The organism is Actinophytocola sp., from assembly GCF_036002505.1.
Lineage (GTDB): Bacteria > Actinomycetota > Actinomycetes > Mycobacteriales > Pseudonocardiaceae > DASYTH01.
The window spans coordinates 1-24,751 of record NZ_DASYTH010000486.1 but is presented as its reverse complement, the minus strand read 5'-3'; the positions used below and the strand labels follow the sequence as shown (position 1 = coordinate 24,751).

The 24,751-nt window shown below is 69.5% G+C and carries 24 protein-coding genes; 17 read left to right on the top strand and 7 right to left on the bottom strand.

The features are described from left to right. The first annotated feature begins 12 nt into the window (after positions 1–12). On the top strand, positions 13–333 hold the full coding sequence (locus VGR06_RS42775; protein WP_327564994.1) for a hypothetical protein: 321 nt from the start codon (positions 13–15) through the stop codon (positions 331–333). A 345-nt stretch (positions 334–678) separates the two neighbouring features. Here VGR06_RS42775 and VGR06_RS42770 read toward each other — a convergent pair whose 3' ends face one another. Both VGR06_RS42770 and VGR06_RS42765 read right to left on the bottom strand, forming a co-directional pair. Next, positions 679–2,430 (bottom strand): IS1634 family transposase, encoded by a 1,752-nt coding sequence (locus VGR06_RS42770; protein WP_327564993.1) that lies wholly within the window; start codon positions 2,428–2,430, stop codon positions 679–681. Between the two features lie 190 nt (positions 2,431–2,620). Next, positions 2,621–4,165 carry an alpha/beta hydrolase gene (locus VGR06_RS42765; protein ID WP_327564992.1) on the bottom strand — a complete coding sequence of 515 codons (1,545 nt, stop codon included), beginning with the start codon at positions 4,163–4,165 and terminating at the stop codon, positions 2,621–2,623. A 58-nt stretch (positions 4,166–4,223) separates the two neighbouring features. On the opposite strand from VGR06_RS42765, the gene VGR06_RS42760 reads away from it, so the two are divergent. Further along, complete coding sequence (locus tag VGR06_RS42760; RefSeq protein WP_327564991.1) at positions 4,224–5,306, top strand: ATP-dependent DNA ligase; 1,083 nt, start codon at positions 4,224–4,226, stop codon at positions 5,304–5,306. Here the strand turns inward: VGR06_RS42760 and VGR06_RS42755 are convergent. From VGR06_RS42755 to VGR06_RS42745, 3 genes are read right to left on the bottom strand one after another with little or no spacing between them, the layout of a single operon-like run. Continuing rightward, a complete protein-coding gene (locus VGR06_RS42755) occupies positions 5,278–6,027 on the bottom strand; it encodes a pyrimidine reductase family protein (RefSeq protein WP_327564990.1) in 750 nt (249 codons plus the stop codon). The genes VGR06_RS42760 and VGR06_RS42755 overlap by 29 nt on opposite strands. A 3-nt stretch (positions 6,028–6,030) precedes the next feature. Continuing rightward, entirely contained in the window at positions 6,031–6,195 is a 165-nt protein-coding gene (locus VGR06_RS42750; protein WP_327564989.1) for a hypothetical protein, read from the bottom strand. 49 nt (positions 6,196–6,244) lie between these two features. Beyond that, positions 6,245–7,216 carry an NAD-dependent epimerase/dehydratase family protein gene (locus VGR06_RS42745; RefSeq protein ID WP_327564988.1) on the bottom strand — a complete coding sequence of 324 codons (972 nt, stop codon included), beginning with the start codon at positions 7,214–7,216 and terminating at the stop codon, positions 6,245–6,247. 461 nt (positions 7,217–7,677) lie between these two features. Between VGR06_RS42745 and VGR06_RS42740 the strand changes: the two genes are divergently transcribed. The 4 genes from VGR06_RS42740 to VGR06_RS42725 all read left to right on the top strand — a co-directional run bounded on the left by VGR06_RS42740 (position 7,678) and on the right by VGR06_RS42725 (position 12,352). Beyond that, positions 7,678–9,300 (top strand): ABC-F family ATP-binding cassette domain-containing protein, encoded by a 1,623-nt coding sequence (locus tag VGR06_RS42740; RefSeq protein WP_327564987.1) that lies wholly within the window; start codon positions 7,678–7,680, stop codon positions 9,298–9,300. Between the two features lie 86 nt (positions 9,301–9,386). Further along, positions 9,387–10,412 (top strand): heat-inducible transcriptional repressor HrcA, encoded by a 1,026-nt coding sequence (gene hrcA, locus VGR06_RS42735; RefSeq protein WP_327564986.1) that lies wholly within the window; start codon positions 9,387–9,389, stop codon positions 10,410–10,412. A 51-nt stretch (positions 10,413–10,463) separates the two neighbouring features. Continuing rightward, on the top strand, positions 10,464–11,615 hold the full coding sequence (gene dnaJ, locus VGR06_RS42730) for a molecular chaperone DnaJ (protein WP_327564985.1): 1,152 nt from the start codon (positions 10,464–10,466) through the stop codon (positions 11,613–11,615). Next, positions 11,612–12,352 (top strand): 16S rRNA (uracil(1498)-N(3))-methyltransferase, encoded by a 741-nt coding sequence (locus VGR06_RS42725; RefSeq protein ID WP_327564984.1) that lies wholly within the window; start codon positions 11,612–11,614, stop codon positions 12,350–12,352. Before dnaJ ends, VGR06_RS42725 begins: the two co-directional genes overlap by 4 nt. A 366-nt stretch (positions 12,353–12,718) precedes the next feature. Here VGR06_RS42725 and VGR06_RS42720 read toward each other — a convergent pair whose 3' ends face one another. Further along, entirely contained in the window at positions 12,719–13,081 is a 363-nt protein-coding gene (locus VGR06_RS42720) for a histidine triad nucleotide-binding protein (RefSeq protein WP_327564983.1), read from the bottom strand. Between the two features lie 143 nt (positions 13,082–13,224). Here VGR06_RS42720 and VGR06_RS42715 point away from each other — a divergent pair, with 143 nt between their 5' ends. The 4 genes from VGR06_RS42715 to VGR06_RS42700 all read left to right on the top strand — a co-directional run bounded on the left by VGR06_RS42715 (position 13,225) and on the right by VGR06_RS42700 (position 16,644). After that, complete coding sequence (locus VGR06_RS42715; RefSeq protein WP_327564982.1) at positions 13,225–14,313, top strand: PhoH family protein; 1,089 nt, start codon at positions 13,225–13,227, stop codon at positions 14,311–14,313. 111 nt (positions 14,314–14,424) lie between these two features. After that, positions 14,425–15,006 carry an rRNA maturation RNase YbeY gene (gene ybeY, locus VGR06_RS42710; protein WP_327564981.1) on the top strand — a complete coding sequence of 194 codons (582 nt, stop codon included), beginning with the start codon at positions 14,425–14,427 and terminating at the stop codon, positions 15,004–15,006. Between the two features lie 14 nt (positions 15,007–15,020). After that, on the top strand, positions 15,021–16,334 hold the full coding sequence (locus VGR06_RS42705; protein ID WP_327564980.1) for a hemolysin family protein: 1,314 nt from the start codon (positions 15,021–15,023) through the stop codon (positions 16,332–16,334). Then, positions 16,327–16,644, top strand: a complete 318-nt coding sequence (locus VGR06_RS42700) for a cytidine deaminase (protein WP_327564979.1) — start codon at positions 16,327–16,329, stop codon at positions 16,642–16,644. Before VGR06_RS42705 ends, VGR06_RS42700 begins: the two co-directional genes overlap by 8 nt. A 117-nt stretch (positions 16,645–16,761) precedes the next feature. Here VGR06_RS42700 and VGR06_RS42695 read toward each other — a convergent pair whose 3' ends face one another. Then, complete coding sequence (locus VGR06_RS42695; protein WP_327564978.1) at positions 16,762–19,620, bottom strand: XRE family transcriptional regulator; 2,859 nt, start codon at positions 19,618–19,620, stop codon at positions 16,762–16,764. A gap of 112 nt (positions 19,621–19,732) precedes the next feature. Between VGR06_RS42695 and VGR06_RS42690 the strand changes: the two genes are divergently transcribed. From VGR06_RS42690 to VGR06_RS42660, 7 genes are all read left to right on the top strand, one after another. Beyond that, entirely contained in the window at positions 19,733–19,882 is a 150-nt protein-coding gene (locus tag VGR06_RS42690; protein ID WP_327564977.1) for a hypothetical protein, read from the top strand. 60 nt (positions 19,883–19,942) lie between these two features. Beyond that, positions 19,943–20,293: a DUF4440 domain-containing protein gene (locus VGR06_RS42685; protein ID WP_327564976.1), complete on the top strand. Its 351-nt coding sequence runs from the start codon at positions 19,943–19,945 to the stop codon at positions 20,291–20,293. Between the two features lie 4 nt (positions 20,294–20,297). After that, positions 20,298–21,206 (top strand): GTPase Era, encoded by a 909-nt coding sequence (gene era / locus VGR06_RS42680; protein ID WP_327564975.1) that lies wholly within the window; start codon positions 20,298–20,300, stop codon positions 21,204–21,206. A gap of 322 nt (positions 21,207–21,528) precedes the next feature. Further along, positions 21,529–22,029, top strand: coding sequence for a dihydrofolate reductase family protein (locus VGR06_RS42675; RefSeq protein WP_327564995.1), 501 nt, complete (start codon positions 21,529–21,531; stop codon positions 22,027–22,029). Next, on the top strand, positions 22,026–22,760 hold the full coding sequence (recO, locus tag VGR06_RS42670; protein ID WP_327564974.1) for a DNA repair protein RecO: 735 nt from the start codon (positions 22,026–22,028) through the stop codon (positions 22,758–22,760). The genes VGR06_RS42675 and recO overlap by 4 nt, the downstream gene beginning before the upstream one ends. A 257-nt stretch (positions 22,761–23,017) precedes the next feature. Beyond that, entirely contained in the window at positions 23,018–24,061 is a 1,044-nt protein-coding gene (locus VGR06_RS42665; RefSeq protein WP_327564973.1) for a hypothetical protein, read from the top strand. Positions 24,062–24,172: 111 nt separating this feature from the next. Next, complete coding sequence (locus tag VGR06_RS42660) at positions 24,173–24,586, top strand: hypothetical protein (RefSeq protein ID WP_327564972.1); 414 nt, start codon at positions 24,173–24,175, stop codon at positions 24,584–24,586. Positions 24,587–24,751: the final 165 nt, after the last annotated feature.

The following is a 24,751-nucleotide window of genomic DNA, read 5'->3' as shown; positions in this document are numbered from 1 at the left end:
CACGATCAGGGGGTGGGCACGATGGAGACGCAAATCTCCACCCCGCAGTCGGCACATTTGGCGTCCGCCGGCCACCAGGAGACCCGGCCGTGGCGAGCGTTCATCAACCAGTGGATCGTCGACGCCGAGATCCGACGGGATGCACTGAAGGCCCTGATTGCCGTGTTGGCGACCGTGGTGCTCGTCGCCGGAATCGTCTTCCCTGGCGCGGCTGTGGCGCTGGGCCACCTGCTCGCCTTGGTCCTATTCACCACCGTGGGGAAGATCATCACCGGGAGCACCGTGATCCTGAGCGTCGGCAGCGGCCTCTGGCGCCGCTACCGCCAGCGGTAGGTGTCAGCCGCTCCGACCTGGACATCGGCGCGGCGCAGCAGCCCAGCCCAAGCACCCGTGGTCGGTGTGGACTGCGGCCACAGTGAACACTGAGCGGGATGCCAGGAGGCCGACCGAGACCCGCGTGGCAGGCAAAAGGACACGCACGTCTCCGCCCTCGTCTTGGGAAGCCGTTCAGGGACTACTGTCTGTCAGCGTCCCCATACCAGGCAGGGCTCGCTAACCGCTCTGATTGACCAAGATCGCCCGGCACTTTTCCGTCACTAAACCGAACTTACTTGATCTTGGTGGTGGGTGATGGGGTCTGAGCTGGGGTTTTGTCGGTGGCCTTGTGCGCTTCTGTGTCTACTTGCCTGTTAGGGTGAGGGGAATGGACGCGTTGAGAAGCTCGAAGGCTCGGCGTTGCACCGGAGTTGGGTGGGCGATTTTGTCGAAGTGCTGGCCGGCGAAGGAGATGGTGTTCCGGGTCAGTTGGCCCAGGTGTGCGATCAGTCCTGGATGATCGTATATGGGGAGACCATCTTGGGTTTGTTTGGCAGCGTCTTTGGCTTTGGCCTCGGGAGAACGTTGCGCGGGCGCGACCGGATCATTCGGTTGGGGAATGTTCTCATCGGTAAAGGTCAGTGGCGCGAGTGCTCTGCGCAAGTGCCAGTTCAGGTAAGCGGCGAGCATGCATAGCAGAATGTGTGCCTTGACTCGATCGGTGAGATAGTGTCGCACTGGGCGCAGGTCCAGGTCGTCAGATTTTATCGACCGAAAGTCTCGTTCGATATGGGCGAGGTTCTTGTATGCTCCGACCAGGTCCACGGTGTCCAGCTTGTCTGTGTGCACGCTGGTGCGGATGACGTAGATTCCGTCGAGTGTGGCCTCGGCGGTAATTTTGTGTTCGTCCCGGCGATACGAGAAATCCTCGTCCGTGATGGTCGTGATGAAGTGCTTGCCGACCTTGTTCTTGTTGATGACCTTTCCCACCCGGATCCCGATCTGGTCGGCGCCACGCAGGCGACCCGCGGTGACCGACGCCATGATCTTATCCAGATTCTGCTCGGTGGCGTGCAGCAGCGTGTTGCGTTTACGGGCACGTTCGTCAGCCAATGCGGGATTACGGCAGCACGCCAATCGCTCGCCGGGGAAATCGCGGTGAGTGATCTCGGCGAAGTTCTGGGTGTCGAACAGCGACATCTGCAGCGGCCCACCCTGCCTGGCCAGAGCGGCGACGGCGGGCGCCCGCAGCGCGGTGATCCAGTCCATGCCCGACAGCGCCTTGAGATCCTTGATGCGCGCATTCGTGATCATTCCACGGTCCCCCACCATGGTCACGTTCTGCAGGCCGAACTGATCACGCACCGCGCTGATCGCGTCCAGAAACGATCGTGAATCGCTGGTGTTCCCTTCAAAGACTCGAACCGCGACCGGCCGGCCGGCCGCATCACCCAGCAAGCCGAACTCGATTTGCGGGAGACCACGTTTCCCGTCCCGCGAGTAACCGAACCGGCTCAACTCGCAACAGTGGCCTTCCATCCAGGTGCTGGACAGGTCGAACAGTGCCATCCCGCCGGAGATCAAGTGCCGGCCGGCGAGTTTTTTCTCGATCCGGTCTTGTCGTGCCAGCAACCAATCCATCGCCGCATAGACCTCATCGGTATGTGCGGCGGCGATACCCAGATCGACGCCCAGGCTGGTGTCGGCCCACCATCGGATGGTCGACAGTTTCGACTGCGGTGCCACGACCCGCGACACGATCAACGCGTACGCGAGATCGCGTTCCCGGCCGCGCGGACCGAGCAGCTCGTCGAACTTGAGCTGGGAGGCCATCGCGTGCACCGCAGCGACATGTCCATGCGCCACGACATGCTCGATATCGAATGCCTCGTCGAGGTCGACCAATATTTTGCCGGCCAACGATTTCCGCAGGACCTCCACCGCTTCGGCGGGCAGCATGGACAGATTCGCCAACGTCTCCTTGGCGGGCTTTCCCTGCGCGTTACGGTAGGACCGACGCAGCAAGGCTTGTTGGTACTCGCGCACGGAGCCGTCCACCGCCCGATAGGTCCGCGGACGGGTGTCTACATGCATCGAACCTTCCTTGCGCGTCATCCCACCATTTGACCACAACCACCCCCACCATGTCCAGATTTTCTGTGACTACACGTATCCCCAGGTGCCACAGCATCAGCCCAGGTAGACATCATGATCAACGGCCAAGATCACGTAAGTTCGGGCTAGAGCGCAATGTGACATTGCTGCGCTAGAAGGAAAGCAACGTCACATTGCTTCCCCAGGCCCGTCACGGCGGGCAGGCGGTGCCGTCGGTGGGGACCGCCGCGTCGGTGAGGAACGCGCGGGCGGCGTCGGTGGCGCAGGTGGAGAGGCCGAGGGCGCCGTGGCCGCCGCCCTGCCAGGAGACCAGGACGGCGTTGGACAGGGCGCGGGTCGCCTTCTCGGTGCCGTCGAACGGGGTGACCGGGTCGCTCGCCGTGCCGATCACCAGGATTGGCGGGCTACCCTTGGCCGCCGGGGTCGGGACCGGCGCCGAGGCCACCGGCCAGACGCTGCACAGGGCGAGGCGCTGCGCGACGAGGCCGCCGAAGTTCGGGTACTTCTTCGTCCAGTCCTGCGCGGTGCGGGTGACCTGCTCGACGGTGAGCCGGGTCTTGGTGTCGTTGCAGCCGATCACCAGCTCGGCGTCGAAGGTCGGCGCCTGCTCGTCGGTGCCCAGCACGACCGGGGTGAACAGGGCGGCGAGCGGAGCGCCGTCGCCGTGCTGCGCCGCGGCAAGCGCCGCCGAGAGGGCGGGCCAGGACTTCCGGTCGGCGAGCCCGACCAGGACCGAGCGGAGCAGCACCCCGGGCCCGACGGTCAGGCTGGCCGTGTTCAGCGGTTTCTCCCGCACCTCCGTGATCAGCGCCGGCAGCGCCTGGTGCGGATCCGCGCCCAGCTCGCAGCCCCGGGCCTTGCAGTCCGCGGCGAACGCCTGCCAGGTCGCCTCGGCGCCGGCCGCGACCTGCTCGAGCCCGGGCACGGCGTCCGTCGACGCGTCCGGCAGGCCGTCGAGCACGAACCGGCCGACCCGGTCGGCGAACCGGTCCGCGAACAGGGTCAGCACCCGCGACCCCTCGCCGTGCCCGATGGCGTTGAGCCGCGGCAGGCCCAGCGCCTGCCGGAGGTTCTCCAGGTCGGCCGAGGTGCGCCAGGTGTCCAGCGCGGGCAGCCGGCTCTCCAGCTCGATCGAGCACTGCTGCCCGGCGGTCTTCGCCGGGTCGATCCAGCTGGCCGGGTCGCCGCCGGTCGGGTCGGTGTTGATGATCGCGCCACGCACCTCGAGCGGCACGCAGTCCGGCGGCTCGGACAGGCCCGTGCCCCGCCGGTCCAGGCCGACCAGCGAGAACTTGCTGAAGAACTCCTGCGGCAGGGCGGCGGCCAGGCGTGCTGCGTAGATCGTGCCGGGCTGCCCGCCGACGTCGTTCACCACGACGACCGGGATCGGGCCGTCGCCCGCGCGGAGCACCTGCATCCGGACGGTGCCCCGCCCGGGCGCGTACGGCGAGTCGAGTGCGGAGTTCACCTTTGTGCAGCGCACCGGCACCCAGGACGGCAGCTGCAGCGGGGTCACCCGGTCGAGCAGGTTGTCCGTGCAGGTGCCCCAGTTGATCCGGGACTGCGCCGGCTGGTCGAGCGGCGGCACGGGTACCGGCGTGTCACCGGACGGCGGCGCCGGCTGGCCCGGCCCGTCGTTGACGACGATCTCCGGGCGGTCGGACGGCCCGGCGGTGCACCCCGCGGCCAGGGCGAGCGCCACCGCCGTGACGGCGAGGAGACGGGCGGTGTTCATGTGCCTCCGAGCGTCGCAGGTGACTGGTGAACTGGTCGTTAGTAGGCAGAATGGCCGCATGCAGCTACCCGTGATGCCGCCCGTCCTGCCGATGCTGGCGAAGCCGGTTACCGCGATCCCGCCCGGCCGGCTGTACGAGCCGAAGTGGGACGGCTTCCGGTCGATCATCTTCCGGGACGGCGACGAGGTCGAGATCGGCAGCCGCAACGAGCGCCCGATGACCCGCTACTTCCCCGAACTGGTGGTGGCCGTCAAGGCGAACCTGCCCGAGCGCTGCGTGGTGGACGGCGAGATCATCGTGGCCGACGAGGAGGGCAAGGGCCTGGACTTCAACCTGCTCTCCCAGCGGATCCACCCCGCGGCGTCGCGGGTGAACATGCTCGCCGAGAAGACCCCGGCCATGTTCATCGCCTTCGACCTGCTCGCCCTGGGCGACACCGACTACACCGGCACGCCCTTCGCCGAGCGGCGCGCCGCGCTGGAGCGGGCGCTCGAGCCCGCCGAGCCCCCCATCTACGTCACGCCGGCCACCCGGGACATCGAGCTGGCCCGGCAGTGGTTCGAGCTGTTCGAGGGCGCCGGCCTGGACGGGCTGATCGCCAAGCCGCTGGACGGTGTCTACGAACCGGACCGCCGGGTGCTGGCCAAGGTCAAGCACGAGCGCACCGCGGACTGCGTCGTCGCCGGCTACCGGGTGCACAAGTCCGGGCCGGGGCTGATCGGCTCGCTGCTGCTCGGCCTCTACGGCGAGGACGGCAAACTCCGCTCGGTGGGCGTGGTCGGGGCGTTCCCGATGGCCCGCCGCAAGGAGCTGTTCGCCGAGCTGCAGCCCCTGGTCACCGACTTCACCGAGCACCCGTGGGCGTGGGCGGCCGAGGCGGAGGGCGTGCGCACCCCGCGCCACTGGGAGGGCAACCGGTGGAACGCCGGCAAGGACATGACGTTCGTCCCGCTCCGCCCGGAACGCGTCCTCGAGGTCCGCTACGACTACATGGAGGGCGACCGCTTCCGGCACACCACCCAGTTCGTCCGCTGGCGCCCCGACCGCGAGCCCGAGTCCTGCACCTACGACCAGCTCGAGCAGCCGGTCCGGTTCAACCTGGCCGACGTTCTCACCGGTGGCGCTGGTAGCGGAGCATGAGGTGACCGCTGGCCTCGGTGAGCACCGAGGCGAGTTCCATGCTGACCCGCACCGCCGGCGGGAGTCCGGCCGCGATCCGGCCCGCGTCGCCGCTGACCAGCAGCGGGGCGACGGTCAGGTGGAGCTGGTCCACCAGGTCTTCGGCGATGAGCTCGCCGAACAGGTGCGGGCCGCCCTCGCAGTTGACCCGCAGCAGGCCCCGGTCGGCCAGCGCGGCGAGCGCCTTGCCCAGGTCGACGGTGTGGTCGCCGGCCACGACCACGTCCACCCCGGCCGCGGCCAGGGCGGCGCGGCGCTGGTCGGGTGCCGCCGCGCAGGTCAGCACGATGGGTGCCACGAGCGTGTCGGTGACCAGCGGGGAGTCCGGTCCGACCGAGCAGCGGCGGGTGACGACCGCGATCGGCGGGATCTCGGACCTGCCCAGCCGGGCCCGCCGCTCGGCGCGCACCTCGGTGCGCTTGACGCCGCGGTACTTCTCGGCCAGCACGGTGCCGGCGCCGGCCAGGATCACGTCGGCCAGGTCCCGGCCCAGCGCGAAGATCGCCCGGTCGCCGTCGCTGCCCAGCCCCGCGGACCGGCCGTCCACGGTGACCGCCCCGTCCGCCGAGGCCACGAAGTTGACCTGAACGAAGGGCGCGTCAAGCCCCTCGGGGTAGTCGTACAACCGCTCGAGCCCGGCGTCGTCGAGGTCGACGGCGGGTTCCGGGAACAGCCGCCGCAATGCTCAGGACCGCTGCCGGTGCTGGTTGACCAGGGCCCAGACGGACACCGGCCGCCGCGTGCCGTCCTGCCGGCGCGGGCTCGGGGTGGCCGGCCGCGCGGGTTCCTCGGTGGCGCCGCCGCCCCGGAACTCCCACTCCATCTGGTCGTAGATCGGTGTGTCGGTCACCCGGCATCCCTTCCGCCCGCTCGGCCTCGCACGCACCCCGCGCGACAGGTTACTCACCCTGCGTGCGAAGTTGGGTGAACCCTTCATCACGACTGATGACCGGCGCGTAGCCCAGCTCGTCGCGGGCCTTGCCGATGTTGATCGTGCACTCCTGCCCGGAGGCCCACAGCAGGAACCGGTTCAGCGGCGGCAGACCCGGGCGGCGCAACACCTTCCACCCGCCCTCCAGTACCTCGACGAGCGCCTTCGCCACGCCGAGCGGAATCGACCGGCCCGGTGCCGTGACGCCCTGGGTGGCCAGCAGCTCGGTGAGGAAGTCCCGGAACACCACGGGATCCCCGTCGGTGACGAAGTACGCCTCGCCCGGCCGGCCCCGCTCGGCCGCGAGCACCAGCCCTTCGACGGTGTTGTCCACGTGGGTCGTGGCGGTGAGGTTGCGGCCGCCGCCGAGCCAGGCGAACTGGCCGGACCGCACGGCGGTCACCAGCGTGGGCAGGATGTTGGTGTCCCCGCGGCCCCAGACGAACCGCGGCCGCACCACGACGGTCTCCAGTCCCTCGGCCGAGCGCACGAGCTGCTCCGCGGCCGCCTTGGTCGCCGGGTAGGGCGCCCGCGAGTCCGGCCGCAGCGGCGCCGTCTCGTCGACGTTCACCAGGGGTTCGCCGGCCATCAGCGCCGCCTCGGTGCCGACGTGCACCAGCCGCCGCACGCCCGCGGTCCGGCAGGCGTCCAGGACGTTCCGGGTACCGTCCACATTGGACTTCTCGAAGTCCGCCCAGGAACCGCCCGGTCCGGTCCACGCCGCGGAGTGGTAAGCGACTTCGGCGCCGCGCGCCCCCGCCGTCAGACTGTCCACATCGGACAGATCACCCCGCACCGGCTCGGCTCCCAGTTCGGCCACCCGGGTCACGGCCCGATCGCTGCGGGCGAGCGCCCGAACGGTGCGGCCGTCCTTGACCAGTCTCTCGATCAGCCGGCCGCCGATGAACCCCGAACCGCCGGTGACGAACGCTGTTGGCATGTCTCGACTGTATTTCTGCGGATGAGGGCTCTGCACAACCGGGTCCCCACAGTCGCTGAGGCGTGTTGTGAAGTTCCGTTGGGGTGCCGGTGCCGGGGGGATCCGGCGGTTGGCAGGGTAGGTGCGGCTCGTCTGCCACTGGGCTCGCGTTGGCGGGTGGCGGTTGGCGGGCTGCCCGGCTTAACGATGGCTGGGGAAGGCGGGTGGGCGGCCGAGTCGGTCGGGCGGCGGTTTCCGGACGGGAGTCGGCGCGTTACGGCTGGTGCTGTTGTGGCGAAAGATGCTCCAGCGGCGCTCATTCCGCAGGCCGGAGGGAAGCAACGTGACGTTGCTTGCCCTAGAAGGAAGCAACGTCACGTTGCTTCCCACCCTCACCCCACCAACGGCCACCGGGCACCAGCCACCTCGGTACCTCCAATATCGATCGCGATCAGGTGCTCTTGTGCGCGACCATCCCAGCCATGGGTTTCCTCGAGGCGAACGGCCTGGCGTACCGGCTCGACGACGGCCGGCAGCTGTTCCGCGACGTCTCGTTCCGGGTCAGCACCGGCCAGATCACGGCACTCGTCGGCGCGAACGGCGCCGGCAAGACCACGCTGCTGCGGATCCTCTCCAGCGAGCTGACCGCCACCGAAGGCGCCATCTCCGTGCAGGGCGGCCTCGGCGTCATGCCCCAGTTCATCGGCTCGCTGCGGGACGAGACGACCGTGCGCGACCTGCTGCTCGCGGTGGCCCCGCAGGCCCTGCGCGCCGCCGCGGCCGAGCTGGACGCGGTGGAGCTCGCGCTCATGGAGACCGACGACGCGGACACCCAGTTCCGTTACGCGCACGCCCTGCAGGAATGGGGCGAGGCCGGCGGGTACGACGCCGAGGTGCTGTGGGACACGGTGACCGTGTCCGCGCTCGGCGTTCCGTTCGACCGCGCCCGGTTCCGCGAGGTGGGCACGCTCTCCGGCGGCGAGCAGAAACGGCTGGTGCTGGAGACGTTGCTGCGCGGCCGGGATCAGGTGCTGCTGCTCGACGAGCCGGACAACTATCTCGACGTGCCGGGCAAGCGCTGGCTGGAGCAGCGGCTGGCCGAGTCCGGCAAGGCCGTCCTCCTGGTCAGCCACGACCGCGAGCTGCTGGCCGGCGTCGCCACCCATGTGGTCACCGTCGAAGGCGAGACGGCCTGGGTGCACGGCGGCGGCTTCCGCACCTGGCACGCGGCCCGGGAGGCGCGCTGGGAGCGGATGGCCGAGCTGCGGCTGCGCTGGGACGAGGAGCACGCCAAGCTGGTGGAGCTGGTCCGCTGGCTCGGCCAGCTGGCCAAGTACCACGAGTCGATGGCGCCGAAGTACAAGGCTGCGCAGACCCGGTTGCGCAAGTTCGAGGAGGCCGGAACACCGCCTTTGCCGCCACGCCAGGAGAAGGTCAAGCCGCGGCTGCGCGGCGGTCGCACCGGCATCCGCGCGATCACCTGCGAGCAGCTCGAGCTGACCGGCCTGATGCGGCCGTTCGGCACCGAGGTGTTCTTCGGCGACCGGCTGGCCGTGCTCGGCTCCAACGGCTCCGGCAAGAGCCACTTCCTGCGCCTGCTGGCCGGCGACCCCCACGTCGCGCACACCGGCCGGTGGAAGCTCGGCGCGCGGGTGGTGCCGGGCCTGTTCGCCCAGACCCACCGGCATCCGGAGTGGGTCGGCCGGACGCTGCTGGACATCCTGTGGCGCGGCGAGGGCGACCGGTCCGGCATGGACCAGGGCGCGGCGTCCGGGGCGCTGTCCCGCTACGGCCTGGCCGGCAGCCGGGAGCAGCGGTTCGAGACGCTCTCCGGCGGCCAGCAGGCCCGGTTCCAGATCCTCCTGCTGGAGCTCTCCGGCGCGACCCTGCTGCTGCTCGACGAGCCCACCGACAACCTGGACCTCACCTCGGCCGAGGCGCTCTCCGACGCCCTCGAGTCGTTCGAGGGCACGGTCGTCGCGGTCACCCACGACCGCTGGTTCGCCCGCTCCTTCGACCGGTTCCTGGTGTTCCGCGCCGACGGCGAGGTGGCCGAGGCGGACGCGCCGGTCTGGGACGAACCCCGGGTCGAGCGCGCCAGATAGCGTCGCTTGACCAGCCACGGGCCGCACCCGCCGACCGCTCCGTAAACTTGAGGTGAGTTGACGTTGCGCGGGAGTGGAGGTGGGTGGTGGTCAGCTCGGATGAGCGCCGCTTCCAGGTCCTGCGCGCGATCGTCGCCGACTTCGTGTCCAGCAACGAGCCGGTGGCCTCCAAGGGCATCGTGGAGCGGCACAACCTGGGCGTCTCCAGCGCGACCGTGCGCAACGACATGGCCGCGCTGGAGGAGGAGGGCTACATCGCCCAGCCGCACACCAGCGCCGGGCGGATCCCGACCGACAAGGGCTACCGGCTGTTCGTGGACCGGCTCTCCGAGGTGAAGCCGCTGTCCGGGGCCGAGCGCCGGGCCATCCAGTCCTTCCTCGGCGGCGCGCTGGACCTCGACGACGTGCTGCGCCGCAGCGTCCGGCTGCTGGCGCAGCTCACCCGGCAGGTCGCGGTCGTGCAGTACCCGACGCTGACCCGGTCCACGGTCCGGCACGTGGAGCTGGTGCTGGTCACGCCGGCGCGGGTGATGCTGGTGCTGATCACCGACACCGGCCGGGTGGACCAGCGCATGGTGGACATCGGCGACGTGATCGGCGAGGACGCGGTGTCCCGGCTGCGCACCATGCTCAACGCCACGCTCGCCGGGCACCGGCTCGCCGACGCCGCGGCCAAGGTCGGCGAGCTGCTCGAGGACGCGCCGGCCGAGCTGCGGGACGCGATGACCCGGCTGTCCACCGTGCTGATCGAGTCGCTGGTGGAGCACCCGGAGGAGCGGCTGGTGCTCGGCGGCACCGCCAACCTGACCCGCAACGCCGCGGACTTCCCCGGGTCACTGCGGCAGATCCTGGAGGCGCTCGAGGAGCAGGTGGTGGTGCTCAAGCTGCTCGCCGCGGCGCGCGTGCCGGGCACGGTGACGGTGCGGATCGGTGAGGAGAACGAGGCGGAGGACCTGCGCAGCACCTCGGTGGTATCGATCGGGTACGGCTCGCGCGACACGCTGTTCGGCGGCATGGGCGTGGTCGGGCCGACCAGAATGGATTATCCGGGAACGATTGCGGCGGTCCGAGCCGTTGCGAACTACGTGGGAGAGATTCTGTCCGGGCGGTAACACGTCCGGAGCTGTGTGCGAGCAAAGGTGAGAAGGGCCGGGAAGGGCACTGTGGCGAGGGACTACTACGGGATTCTCGGGGTGCGGCCGGACGCATCCGCCGAGGAGGTCAAGCGCGCGTACCGCAAGCTGGCGCGTGAGCTCCATCCCGACGTGAATCCGGACGCCGACGCGCAGCAGCGGTTCAAGGACGTCACGGCCGCCTACGAGGTGCTCTCCGACCCGCAGAAGCGCAAGATCGTCGACATGGGCGGCGACCCGCTGGGCAACGGCGCGGGTGCCGGGGGCATGCGGGATCCGTTCGCCGGCTTCGGTTTCGGCGACATCATGGACGCCTTCTTCGGCGCGGCGACCGGTGCCGGCGCCCGCGGCGCGCGCAGCCGGGTGCAGCCCGGGTCCGACGCGCTGATCCGCATCGAGCTGTCCCTGGAGGAGTGCAACACCGGGGTCAGCCGCGAGCTCACCGTCGACACGGCCGTGGTCTGCGACTCCTGCCGCGGGTCCGGCTGCGCCGACGGCTCCGCGCCCGAGGTGTGCGACACCTGCGGCGGCCGCGGCGAGGTGCAGTCGGTGCAGCGCTCGTTCCTCGGCCAGGTGGTCACCGCCCGCACCTGCCCGGTGTGCCGGGGGCTCGGCGAGGTCATCCCCGACCCGTGCCGGCAGTGCGGCGGCGACGGCCGGGTGCGCGCCCGCCGGACGATCACCGCGAAGATCCCGCCGGGCGTGGCCGACGGCATGCGGGTGCGGCTGGCCGGCCAGGGCGAGGTCGGGCCCGGCGGCGGCCCGGCCGGCGACCTGTACGTCGAGGTCGTGGAGCTCCCGCACCCGACGTTCGAGCGCAACGGCGCCGACCTGCACTGCACGCTGCGCATCCCGATGACCACCGCGGCGCTGGGCGCGGTGATCCCGCTGGACACGCTGGACGGCTCGGTCGACATGGAGCTGGAGCCCGGCATCCAGCCGGGCACCGAGCTGATGCTCACCGGCCACGGGCTGCCGAAGCTGCGCTCGTCCGGCCGGCTGGACGGCCGCGGCGACCTGTACGTGCACATCGAGGTCGAGGTGCCGAGCAAGCTCGACGCCCGGCAGACCGAGCTGCTGCACGAGCTGGCGGCGCTGCGCGGCGAGGAGGACCACAGCCTGGCCACGGTGAACGGCCGGGCCGGCGGGTTCTTCTCCCGGTTGCGTTCCCGGCCCCGGTGACCTCCGCGCCGGTCTTCCTCGTCGATCCGCTGCCCGCCGGCGACCACTTCGTGCTCGACGGTCCGGAGGGCCGGCACGCGGCCACGGTGCGCCGGCTGCGGCCCGGTGAGGAGCTGCTGCTGAGCGACGGCCGCGGCTCGGTCGCGGAATGCGTCGTGTCGTCCGTCGCCGGCCGGGACGCCCTGGAGCTCGAGCTGGGCCGCCGCTGGACCGAGCCCGTGCCGTCCCCGCGGATCGTGGTGGTGCAGGCGCTGGTCAAGGGCGACCGCGGTGAGCTGGCCGTCGAGCTGGCGACCGAGGTCGGGGCGGACGCGATCGTGCCGTGGCGGGCCGCGCGCTGCGTGGTGCGCTGGGAGGACGGCCCGCGCGGGGTGAAGGCCCTGGAGCGCTGGCGATCCACCGCGCGCGAGGCCGCCAAGCAGTCCCGGCGCGCCTGGGTGCCCGAGGTGTCACCGCCGGTAACCACGGAGGGCCTTGCTGACCTGGTGCGCACCGCTGCTGGAGCGCTGCTGCTGGAGAGTTCAACCGCCACTCGGGTGACGAACGTCGCGTTACCCACCAAGGGAAATCTGCTCGTGCTCGTCGGGCCCGAAGGCGGAATTTCCACGGAGGAGAAAGCGCTGCTTGAAGGGGCCGGCGCGCGACTCGTGCGCCTCGGTCCAACAGTGCTACGGACCTCGACCGCGGGTGCCGTAGCTGTCGGTGTGCTAGCAGTTCTGACCGGGCGCTGGCGTTGAGCGCACGCAACGGTCTACGCTTTGCGGTACAAGCCGTCGTTTGACGCCTTGTACGAGGGCTTCCGCCGGACACCTCCCCCCTCGGTCCGGCGGCGCCGCGTCGCGGTGGAGCGACCCCCAGGCTTCACCGCGACGCGGCATCCTCCTCGGGGACGTGTGCCCGCCGAGAGCGCGGGCCTTTTTCGTCGGATGGTGTTTTCTGGGGGCCAAGCCCCCAGACCCCCTGCCGGGGGGCGGAGCCCCCCGGACCCCCCAAACGTGGTGCGATGTGGATCTCGGCGCGCACTCTGGGCGTTCTGCACCCCGCGAGTCGTACGTTCGGGCAAGCGAGTCGTACGTTGGGGACCGCGAGTTGGACGTTGGGGGTTAGTGGGGGCGGCCGAAGAGGCCTAACTGCTCTCCGCCGAGCACATGCAGATGGGCGTGGAAGACGGTGCGGCCGGCGTCGGGGCCGGTGTTGAAGACCAGGCGGTAGCCGGAGGACTCGATGCCTTCTTGTTTGGCTACTTCGACGCCGGAGAGGATCACGTCGGCTAGGAGTTCGGGGGCTTCGGCGGCCAGGGTGCCGGAGTCTTCGTGGTGCTCCCTAGGTACCACCAGGACGTGGGTTGCGGCTTGGGGGTTGATGTCCCGGAAGGCGTAGGTGGTGCCGGTCTCGTAGACGGCGGTGGAGGGGATGTCGCCGGCGACGATGCGGCAGAAGAGGCACTCGGGGTCGGGCGAAGACATGGGTGCAGGCTATAGGCCGGCGCCGGGCCTGACTCATGGTCCTGGGCGTTTGTGCCATGCGCTGGGTTGGTGGGTGCGGCTAGCATTCGGGGGGAGACGTTGTCGAGTGGGCGCGTGGGCGCAGAAGGTGGGACCGAGAGCACGTGACGGGTACCGCAGAGGGAGAACCTACCCCGGCTTCTGGTGCGCCAACGGAGACCAAGACCGTCGAGTCCGCAGCACAGTCCCGGTTCGCTGTGCCTGGTGACGCTATCCTCGCGCTTCTTGGGTCGCGGGATGAGAACCTGAGGGCCGCTGAGGAGTTGTTGGATGCGGACATCCATGTGCGGGGCAACGAGGTGACGTTGTCCGGGGCGCCGGGGGATGTGGCGTTCGCGGAGCGGGTGTTCGCCGAGCTCGTTGTGCTGGCGGGGCGCGGGCAGCATCTGGGGCCGGATGCCGTACGGCGTACGGTGGCGATGCTGTCGGCGGGGTCGGCGGAGTCGCCGGCTGAGGTGCTCAGCCTGGACATTCTGTCCCGGCGGGGGCGGACGATCCGGCCGAAGACGCTGAACCAGAAGCGGTACGTGGACGCGATCGATGCGCACACCGTCGTGTTCTGTATTGGGCCGGCTGGTACGGGGAAGACGTACCTGGCGATGGCCAAGGCTGTGCAGGCGTTGCAGGCCAAGGCGGTGAACCGGATCATCCTGACTCGGCCGGCGGTGGAGGCGGGGGAGCGGTTGGGGTTCTTGCCGGGGACGCTGTACGAGAAGATCGACCCGTATCTGCGGCCGCTTTACGACGCGCTGCACGACATGGTCGATCCCGAGTCCATCCCGCGGTTGATGCAGGCGGGGACCATCGAGGTCGCGCCGCTTGCCTATATGCGCGGGAGAACGCTTAATGATGCGTTCATTATTTTGGATGAGGCGCAGAATACGTCGCTGGAGCAGATGAAGATGTTTTTGACCCGGTTGGGGTTTGGGTCGAAGATTGTGGTGACCGGGGATATTACGCAGGTTGATCTGCCTGGGGGGATGGTCAGTGGCTTGCGGGTGGTGCAGGAGATCCTTGACGGGGTGGAGGATGTGCACTTCTCGGTGTTGACCAGCCATGATGTGGTGCGGCACCGGTTGGTGGGGCACATCGTCGATGCTTATGACCGGTGGCAGACGGCTCAGGATGCGAAGGCCGAGGTAAGGGAGCCGCGGCGGCCCGGGGCGGTCGGGCAGGGTAGGCGAGGGCGCTGATTACGGCCATGAGCGAGCTTGCGAGCGAATCATCGAATACTGCCCTGGCGCCGAGCCTGCGAACGCATTGGTCGCTGGGATCGCCATCATCCGAGCTTGCGAGGTGATGGTTTGAGCATTGAGATCGCCAATGAGTCGGGGGTGGCGGTTGACGAGTCGTCCATCGTCTCCGCGGCGCGGTTCGCGTTGGATCGGCTGGGGGTGAGCCGGCTGGCCGAGTTGTCGGTGTCGCTGGTCGAGTTGGAGGTCATGGCGGACCTGCACGAGCGCTGGATGGAGCAGCCGGGGCCGACCGACGTGATGGCTTTTCCGATGGATGAGCTGGATTCGGCGCGGCGGCCGGATGCTCCGGATTCGGGGCCGGCGTTGCTGGGTGACATCGTGTTGTGTCCGGCGTTCGCGCGGGATCAGGCGCGGCAGGCCGGGCACAGTTTGCTGGACGAGCTGCATTTGTTGACAGTGCACGGGGTGTTGCATCTGCTCGGTTATGACCATGCGGAGCCGGCTGAGGAGCGTGAGATGTTCACGCTGCAGAAGCGGATTCTCGCTGACTTCCGGGTGGCCCGGGCTGATGCGAAACGGCGCGCCGCCCAGCGCCGGGAGGACGACAAGCTGCTCGGCGCCGCCGGCTTGGACGACGCGCGCGACAAGGGCCGCCGCCGAACCGCGCACGACGAGGGCCCGGTGGGCTAGGGCACGGGATCGCGATGTCGGATTCGGCGGGATTGTTGGTCATCGCGGTGATCCTGGTGCTCGCGGCCGGATTGTTCGCCTGTGCGGACGCGGCGATCTCGGCGGTGTCGAGGGCCCGGGTCGAGGGCATGGTGCGGGCCGGGCGGCCGGGTGCGCGCCAGTTGCTCGCGGTGGTCGCGGAGCGGCCGCGGCACATCAACCTGTTGCTGCTGCTGCGGTTGAGTTGCGAGCTGGCGGCGACCGTGCTGGTCACCGTGGCCTGTTTGCGGCTCATCCGGCCGGCGGGGCTGGCCGGGCTGGTCGCCGGGCTGGGCATGATCGTGGTGAGCTACGTGCTGGTCGGGGTGGGCCCGCGCACGTTGGGCCGGCAGCATCCGTACCGGGCGGGGTTGATCATGGCTGGTGCGGTGCGGGTGCTCGGGTCGGTGCTCGGCCCGCTGTCCCGGCTGCTGATCATGATCGGTAATGCGATCACGCCGGGCCGGGGTTTCCGCGAGGGACCGTTCACGTCCGAAGTGGAGCTTCGCGAGCTGGTGGACATGGCCGAGGAGCGCGGGGTCGTGGACGCCGACGAGCGCGAGATGATCCACTCGGTGTTCGAGCTGAGCGACACGATCGCCCGCGAGGTCATGGTGCCGCGCACCGAGATGGTGTGGATCGAGGTGGGCAAGTCGGTGCGCCAGTGCCTGGCGCTGTCCTTGCGCACCGGCTACACCCGGCTGCCGGTGATCGGGGAGAGCGTGGACGACATCGTCGGTGTGGTGAACCTGAAGGACCTTGTCCGGGGCGCCATGGAGTCCACACCGGACAGTCTGACGGTGGGCGAGCTGATGGTGCCGGCCGCGTTCGTGCCGGACACCAAGCGCCTCGACGACCTGCTGCGGGAGATGCAGCTCTCGCGCAACCACCTGGCCATCGCGGTGGACGAATACGGTGGCACGGCGGGGTTGCTGACCATCGAGGACATCCTCGAGGAGATCGTCGGCGAGATCACCGACGAGTCCGACACCGAGGACCGCCCGCCGATCGAGCACCTGGACGACGGCGCGGTGCGGGTCAGCTCCCGGCTGCCGGTGGAGGACCTCGGCGAACTGTTCGACGTCGAGCTGGACGATCACGACGTGGAGACCGTCGGCGGGTTGCTGGCGCAGCGGCTCGGTAGGGTGCCGCTGCCGGGCGCGCAGGCCGAGATCTCCGGGCTCACCATGCTGGCCGAGGGCGGCAAGGACAGCCGCGGCCGGGTGCGGATCACCTCGGTGGTCGTGCGCGGCCGCGCCGAGGTACGGGCCGACGACGCGGAGTGGGAGAGGAGCGCCGACCGTGGCTGAACTGGACCCCGAGGACGCCAAGCTGGTGACGCTGGCCCGCTCCGCGCGTGCCCGCACCGGCGCCCCCGAGGGCGCGGCCGTCCGCGACCCCGACGGCCGAACCTACGTCGCCACCACGGTTTCGCTGCCGTCCTTCAGCCTGACCGCGCTCCAGGCGGCCGTCGCCGCCGCCGCGTCGAGCGGTGTGACCGGCCTGGACGCCGCCGCCGTGGTCACCGAAGCCGGCACCATCGACGCCGCCTCTCTTGCCGCCGTCGCGGACTTCAACCCGGCGGCCCCGGTGTTCCGCGTCCCGCCTCTCCGGAATTAACTGCTGTCGTTACGTTCCAGCAGATGGTGCGGTTATCGGGTGGATTGTGGCTGGGTGCCGTCACGGTCCCCTGAGGTTCCGTTGATTGGGCCAAGACCTCGCACGGTGCGGCTGACATTAAGGGCACGGTGGTTGGTAGTCGAGGCCGGGGAAATAGTGGGTCCACTGGTCACGGGTGATGCCGCCGGCCGTCTGGCAGATGATTCCCGCGGCCTTCTCCACGTCGGTTTCGAACCGGGCTATGTGATTCCCGCCGGCGACCACGAGCGAGTGATCGTCGGGGTTGAACGCCATGGATGACACCGCCCGGAAGTCGGCGTTCAGGTTCGCGAACAGAGTTGGCTTGGCCCGGTCGGTGATGTCCCACAGGGAGATGGCGCCGTTGTCGTCGGCCGTGCCGAGAATCCGGCCGTCCCAGCTGAATGCCGTGGCCGTGGCTCGGCCCGAATGACCGGGAACGTTGGCCAGAAATCGCGGGTTTCCCGGATCGGCGGCGTCCCACAGGCGCACGGTCTGATCGTTGCCGGCCACTGCGACGACGTGGTCGGTCGGGTGAAACGAGACCGAGACGACCAGGCCGCCGCCGCCGTGGATGGTGCCCCGCAGCCGGGGACGTTCATGCTCGGTGAGGTCGTACAACCGGACGTCGTGATTGGTGCCGACGGCCAGCGTCTGACCGCTGGGGTCGAACATCATCGAGTACGCCGGGTCGTCCAGGCCGCTGATCGCGCCGAGCCGCGTCGGATTGTCCCGATGCGTGAAATCCCACAGCAGGATCCGGTGATCAAGAGTGGCGGCCGCCAGCGTCCGGTCGTCGGCGGAGATCGCCAGAGCCACGATCGCGTCGCTTTCCTTCCGTTCGGCGATCTCGATGGGGAATCTGCGGTTGCTGACGTCGAACACGCGGATCTTCCGGTCCAGGCTCGCTGTGATCAGGGCCGGGCTCGCGGTGTCGTGGTTGAACACCGTCGCGGTGGCGGAGTCGCCATATCCCTTGATGGTCGCGGGTTCGACCTGGTCCACCGGGGCGGGGAAGGAGAGGGCCCACAGGCGTGCGGTGCGGTCGTCGCTCGCGGAGGCGAGGGTGCGCCCGTCGGAGCTGATCGATACCGACCGAACCCGGTCGGTATGACCGGTCAACCACGCGTCCCACAACCAGAGCAGCGCGTTGAGCGTGCTGCCCCTGGTCACCGGTGAGGACTCGACGCGGTAGGCCGCGATGGTGAGCTCTCCGGCCCTCAGCAGGTCGGTGTTGCGCATGGCGGCCGCCTCACGGAGCGCGTTCTGCACGATCGCGGCATTGCGCTCTCTGGTCGCGGACTGCTCGGCGCGCACCGCGTAGCCGACGGCGACGGCCGCGAGCACCAGCAGGACCGCGAGCAACGCGACGAGGCGGCGCAGCCGGCGGGTCTGGCGCAGGGTCGCGGCCTGCTCCCGGGTCTGGGTGGACAAGCTGATGCGCAGGAACTCGCGCTCGCGGGAGCTGAGGTTGCCGTTCTGGGTGGCGGCCCAGGTGTCGGCGCGGGTGAGGCGGGTGCCGCGGTAGAGGGCGCCGGAGTCGCGGTTGAGTGACTCCCAGGCGTCGGTGGCCTCGGTGAGCTCGCGGTGGATGCGCAGTCCATCGCGGTCCTCGGTGAGCCAGGTGCGCAGCCGCGGCCAGTGCCGGATGAGGGCCTCGTGGGCGAGCTCGACGGTGTCCCGGTCGACCGTGATCAACCGGGCGGCGGCCAGCGTGTCCACCACGGCTTCGCAGTCGTCGAGCTGGTCGCGGCGGATGCGGCGTTTGGTGTCCTCGGTGCCGTCCCCGAGCGCGATCATGCGGAGGAAGAGCCGGCGCGCGGCATCCTGCTGGACGCCGTCCAGGGAGGTGTACATGTCCTCGGCGCTGCGGGCGATCGCGTGCAGGACGCCGCCGACGCCCTCGTACCCGGCGAGGGTGAGCGTGGTGCCGCGGCGGTGCCGCCAGGTCTCCAGCAGCGCGTGCGACACCAGGGGGAGCACGGCCGGCTGGCCGGTGGCGTCCGCGATCAGGCGGGCCACCAGCGCGGTCTCGACCCGGCAGCCGGCCCGGACGGCCGGCTCGGTGATCGCCCCGCGGAGCTCGTCGGCGGTCATCGGGCCGACCAGGACCGGGGCGTTCCGCAGCGCCTCGACCAGCCGCGGGTGCTGGCCGCAGTGGCCGTAGAAGTCGGCCCGGACGCCGATGACCACCCGGGTCCGGCTGGTCGTGGCGAACGCGGCGGTGGTCAACGCGTCGACCATCCAGGTGCGCTGGTCCTCCGGGCAGACCGTGAAGATCTCCTCGAACTGGTCGACGACGAGGACCAGGTCGGTGCCGGGCCGGCCGGCCAGCGCCTGGCGGACCCGCAGGTGCAGGTTCCCCGGGTCGGCGGTGAACTCGGCGTGCAGCACCGCGGGGGACTCGTTGAGCGCCACGCCGAGGCGCACCGCGCATTCCTCGACCGGGCGGGGCCCGGGGGTGAATACGACGGCGTTGTCCAACCGGGGCACCAGGCCGGCGCGCAACGCCGAGGATTTGCCGCTGCCGGAGGCGCCGAACACCCCGAGGAAACGATCATCTCGGATCCGTGTCACGAGGTTCTCGACGAGTGCGTCCCGGCCGAAGAACCTTTCGGAATCACCGGGCTGGAACGCGGCTAATCCGACATACGGTGCGGGTCCTGTCAGATCATTGTCCGGACCATGACCATTTGTCGCGTCCGCGGTTTCCCGCCAACGTTTCCGCCATTCCGTGCTGTCGCCGTCACAGGCCGCCACATACGCCATCGTGACCGCGAGGCTGGGCAGTTTCCGCCCGCTCGCCGCCTCGGACAGCGCCGCGGCCGAGTAGTGCGCCCGGGCGCTGAGCTGCCGATATGTCGGCTTGCCGGCCGATTCCCGCAGGCGCCGCAGCTCGCCGGCGAACCGCATCAGGGCGTCGTCCCCCACCTCGAGTGGCTGCTCCCGTCGCGGCACCCGGCACCTCCTAGGTCGCTCCATTGTTCAGAGTTCGTTGTTCAGAGTCCAGCGCCGGACACTGAACAACCCGAATGCCGTACAACTTGGGTGCACCGGAAGGAGCGCGGAGATGGAGAGAATCGCCTTGTTCCTGATCGGGTACGCCGCGATGGTCGTGGGTATTGGGACGCTCCCGGTCACCGCGGGTAAGGATACGGTTACGCCGACGATGGTGAACTGCGCCGAATGCACCATCCAATCGGGGGAATTGAATGAATGAGCGCGGCGTCGGCGACCTGGAAGGGGGAGGCCGCCGGCGCCCGCTCGTATGCTCAGTCCCGTGGATCCCCTCGACGAGCTGACCAGCCGGGAGCCGATCTTTCACCGCCCGGCGCTCGGCACCGACTTCGAATCGATGATCACCGACGATTTCTGGGAGGTGGGCGCGTCCGGCCGGGCGTACACCCGTGCGCACGTCCTCGAGGTCCTCGGCGAGCGGATGCGGAACCCACCCGAGGACCACTGGGAGACCAGCGATTTTCGCTGCCAGGAGCTGGCGCCGGACGTCTACCTGCTGACCTATGCCCTCCGGCAGGGCGAGCGGCGCACCCGGCGGGCCACGATCTGGCGCCACACGCCGGGCGGTTGGAAGATCCAGTACCACCAGGGCACCGAGGTCCAGGGACAATGATCGGGTGACCACGTCTGATCTGCGGCATCGCTCGGGGTTCGCCTGCTTCGTCGGGCGGCCGAACGCGGGCAAGTCGACGCTGACCAACGCGCTCGTGGGGTCGAAGGTGGCGATTACGTCGAGCAAGCCGCAGACGACGCGGCACGCGATCCGGGGGATCGTGCACCGGGCGGACGCGCAGCTGGTGATCGTGGACACGCCGGGGCTGCACCGGCCGCGGACGCTGCTCGGGCAGCGGCTCAACGACGTGGTGCGGGAGACCTGGTCCGAGGTCGACGTGGTCGGGTTCTGCGTGCCGGCGGACGAGAAGGTCGGGCCGGGGGACCGGTTCATCGCCCGGGAGCTGAGCCGGATCGTGCGCCGGACGCCGGTGATCGGAGTGGTGACCAAGACCGACCTGGTGGCGCCGGAACAGGTGGCCGAGCAACTCGTCGCGCTGCAGGACGCAATGGAGTTCGCCGAGCTGATCCCGGTCTCCGCGGTGGACGGGTTCCAGGTCGGCACGCTGGCCGACCTGCTGGTGGCCCGGCTGCCGGAGGGCCCGGCGCTGTACCCGGGCGGCGAGCTCACCGACGAGCCGGAGGCCACGCTGGTCGCCGAGCTGATACGGGAGGCCGCGCTGGAGGGCGTGCGGGACGAGCTGCCGCACTCGATCGCGGTCACGGTCGAGGAGATGGTGCCCCACGAGGGCCGGGACGACCTCGTCGACGTGCACGCGTTCCTGTACGTGGAGCGGCCCAGCCAGAAGGGGATCATCCTGGGGCACAAGGGGGAGCGGCTGCGCGAGGTCGGCTCCACCGCGCGCCGGCAGATCGAGGCGCTGCTCGGCAGCAAGGTCTACCTGGACCTGCACATCAAGGTGGCCAAGGACTGGCAGCGCGACCCGAAGCAACTCCGCCGCCTCGGCTTCTAACCCCGAAGCCGGGCATGTTTGCCTCTGGCGTCGCCGTGTTGGCCTGTGGCGTTGTCGTGTTGGCCGCTGACGTGTGGGCGAGGATCGGGGCGGATTCCGTGGCCGTTGGCGATCCCGCTCCACGGGTCGGCGGGACGGGCCAACACACCGACGTGGCAGGCCAACACGGCGACGCGAGAGGCCAACATAGGTGACGTAGTGCGGCCCGCCGTACTGGCACCGATGAGTTTCCGGGTTCGGGAGGTCGAACGGCTATGAGGAAGCTGACGTACACCTTCACCTTGTCCCTGGACGGCTACATCGAGCGGGACGGGCATTTCGACTGGGCCGCCCCGCCCCGGACGCGGAGCTGCACGAGTTCTACAACGAGCGGACGCGGGAGACCGGCACGCTGCTCTACGGCCGGCGGCTGTACGAGCTGATGAACGCCTACTGGCCGACGGCGGACCAGGACCCGGACGCGCCGTCGTACGTGGTGGAGTTCGCCAAGATCTGGCAGGCGACTCCGATCGTGGTGTTCTCCACGACCTTGGACGCCGTCCAGGGGAACGCCCGGCTGGCAACCGGCGAGGTGGTGTCCGAGGTGCGGGCACTGAAACAGCAGCCTGGCAACGAGTTGGCCGTGGCCGGCGCCGGGCTCGCCGCGTCCCTGATGCCGCACGGGTTGATCGACGAGTACCGGCTGCTGGTCTGCCCGGTCGTGGTCGGCGGCGGCACCCCGTTCTTCCCGGCCCTGCGCGACCAGATCGACCTGCGCCTGATCGAGACGCGCACGTTCGGCTCCGGGGTGGTGTACCTGCGTTATGCGACGATGAGCACATGACTCTGTACCGCGACACCGGGGTGGTGCTGCGCGTGCAGAAGCTCGGCGAGGCGGACCGGATCATCACGCTGCTCACCCAGAAGCACGGCAAGGTCCGCGCGGTCGCCAAGGGCGTGCGCCGCACCACCTCCCGGTTCGGCGCCCGCGTCGAGCCGTTCGCCCACGTCGACGCGCAGTTCTACACCGGCCGCACCCTGGACATCATCACGCAGGTGCAGACCCTCGACGCCTTCGGCGCCGGCATCGTCGGCGACTACCAGCGGTACACCGCCGGCTGCGCCGTGCTCGAGACCGCCGACCGCCTCTCCGCCGAAGAAGGCGAACCCGTCCTCCGCCTCTACCTCCTCGTCGCCGGTGCCCTCCGCGCCCTGGCCGGCGGCGAGCGCGACGCATCTCTGGTGCTGGACGCCTTCCTGTTACGCGCCATGTCCTTCGCCGGTTGGGCCCCCGCCGTCACCGAGTGCGCCCGCTGCAACGAACCCGGCCCGCACCGCTCCTTCAACGTCCCCGCCGGCGGCTCGGTGTGTCCCCGCTGCCGCCCGCCCGGCTCCGCCACCCCCGCCCCCGAAACCCTCGATCTCCTCGAAGCCCTGATGCACGGCGACTGGCCCACCGCCGACGCCGCCCCCACCCCCGCCCGCCGCGAAGGCAGCGGCCTCGTCGCCGCCCTCCTCCAATGGCACCTGGAACGCCAACTCCGCTCCCTCCCTCTGGTCGAGCGCCGGCGTTAGGCGATTCACAAACCGTTGGCCGCCAATGCCAACTGTTCGTCCAAAACTGACCCGTGGACATATTGGCAAGGCATTGTTCGAGTAATAGACATCCGCAGGACAAATTGCTGACCAAAGGTGGACTACGTCGGGTCCGGCCGTTGTGCCCTCATGACTAGGGCAATCCGGCCCTTTCGGCTGCACGGGCAATTTAGTCATGATCACCGAACTGTCCTGTATTTCTCCCTTCCGGATGGAGGAGAGAAAGGAGAATGCCCGTGTCCAGCCTGCGCTTATTACGAAGACCGGCTTTCTACGCGGCGTTGTGCATGATCCTGGTCATCGCCGGAGCCTCCCTGCCCGCGGTGGCGAGCCCGGCCGTTTCCGCCGTGCGCCCGATCGAGTTACGCGGGCTTCCCGGCGCCCCACAAAGTGCGGTGTACGGCATCAACAATGATGGCGTCCTGGTCGGATCGTCCGGCACGGAGGACGAACCGCTCGCCGTGCGCTGGAGCCCGGCCGGCGCGATCACCCGGCTCCCGATGCCGTCCGGCGCAACCGTGAGCGAAGCCCTTGACATCAACGGCACCGGCGCCATCGTCGGAACCATCGACTCCCGTGCGGTGCGGTGGAACCCCGGTGGCACCATCACCCGACTCACGGTCCCCGCGGGACTGACGGAAAGCTACGCCATAGCCATCAACGACAAGGGCGTCACGGTCGGCGACGCGCTGGTTGCCGGCTCCGAGGACCGCTACCACGCTCTGCGCTGGACCGCCGCCGGCGCCGCCACGGATCTCGCCACGCTCCCGGGCGCGGACAACACCGTGGCCACGTCGATCAGCTCGACCGGTTTCGTCGGCGGATATGTCGACGTCGGCAGCCTGCGCCACGCGGTGCGCTGGACCCCCGAAGGAGCGATATCCGATCTCGGCCTGCTTCCCGGCGGGACCATCAGCATCGCCTGGGGAATCGGCCCCACCGGCACCGCCGTGGGCGGCGCGAACTCGCCGAACGGCAGCCGCGCGCTGAGATGGGCTCCCGACGGCCGGCTCACCGTTCTCGACCTGCTCCCCGGCGGCACCGACGCCCGCGCCGTCGCGATCAACACCTACGGCACCATCGCCGGCGACGCGTCCACATCCGAAGGTCACCGCCACGCGGCGCGGTGGACGGAAGGAGGAGTCACCGACCTGGGCACCCTCCCCGGCCACCTGGCCAGCGACATCTACGCCATCAACGACCGCGGCGTGTGCGCCGGTTTCTCCTTCGACGTCAACGGCGACCCGCACGCCGTGAAATGGGAAACCACCAACGAGTGAGCCCCCCACAGGTGTGAGCGTGGCCAGCTCGGCGTCGGTGATCACTTCTTGTGCCACGCCGAGTTGCGCCTCGCCCTACTCGTGGTTGTCGCACCACGGCATGATGTTGTTGTGTTGCCTCGGCGCTGGATCAGTATCGCCGCAAGTGTCGTCTGCCTGACCGCATTCTCAATCTGGCTGATCCTCCAACTCTCCCAGGGCGATCTTGATCGCGGTGACAAGCTGGCCAGCGTAGTCAGCATGTCGGTCGCGGTCGTCACGCTCCCGCTGAGCGTCTTCGCGATCGTCGTGGCACTCCGCCAAAATCAACCGCCCCGCGCCGTGCTCACCCTCGCTGACCGCCTCGACGAAATGGCCGAGGCGCTGGCCATCTCGGTGCGCTCACAATGGGAGACGGAGGAACAAATTCGCCGTATCCATGATCCCTTTCCATTGCCGATCCGATGGACGACCGCACCGGAACACCTGATGGACCACTGGTGGACGATTCATGGCAGCTCAGACCGTAAACATTCAGGTGGTTAGTTGATCTTCGGCGTGTCGGGCGTGGGTTGCCTGGGTTGGTGGGCGATGATCTTGTGCTGTGCCCGGGTTGGAGGAGTTGTCGCGCGAGGAGTTGATCGCGTTGGTGCGGCAGCTTCAGGAGGCGAACTCGGCGTTGCGGGAGGCGAATGCTGGGCTGGAGGGGCG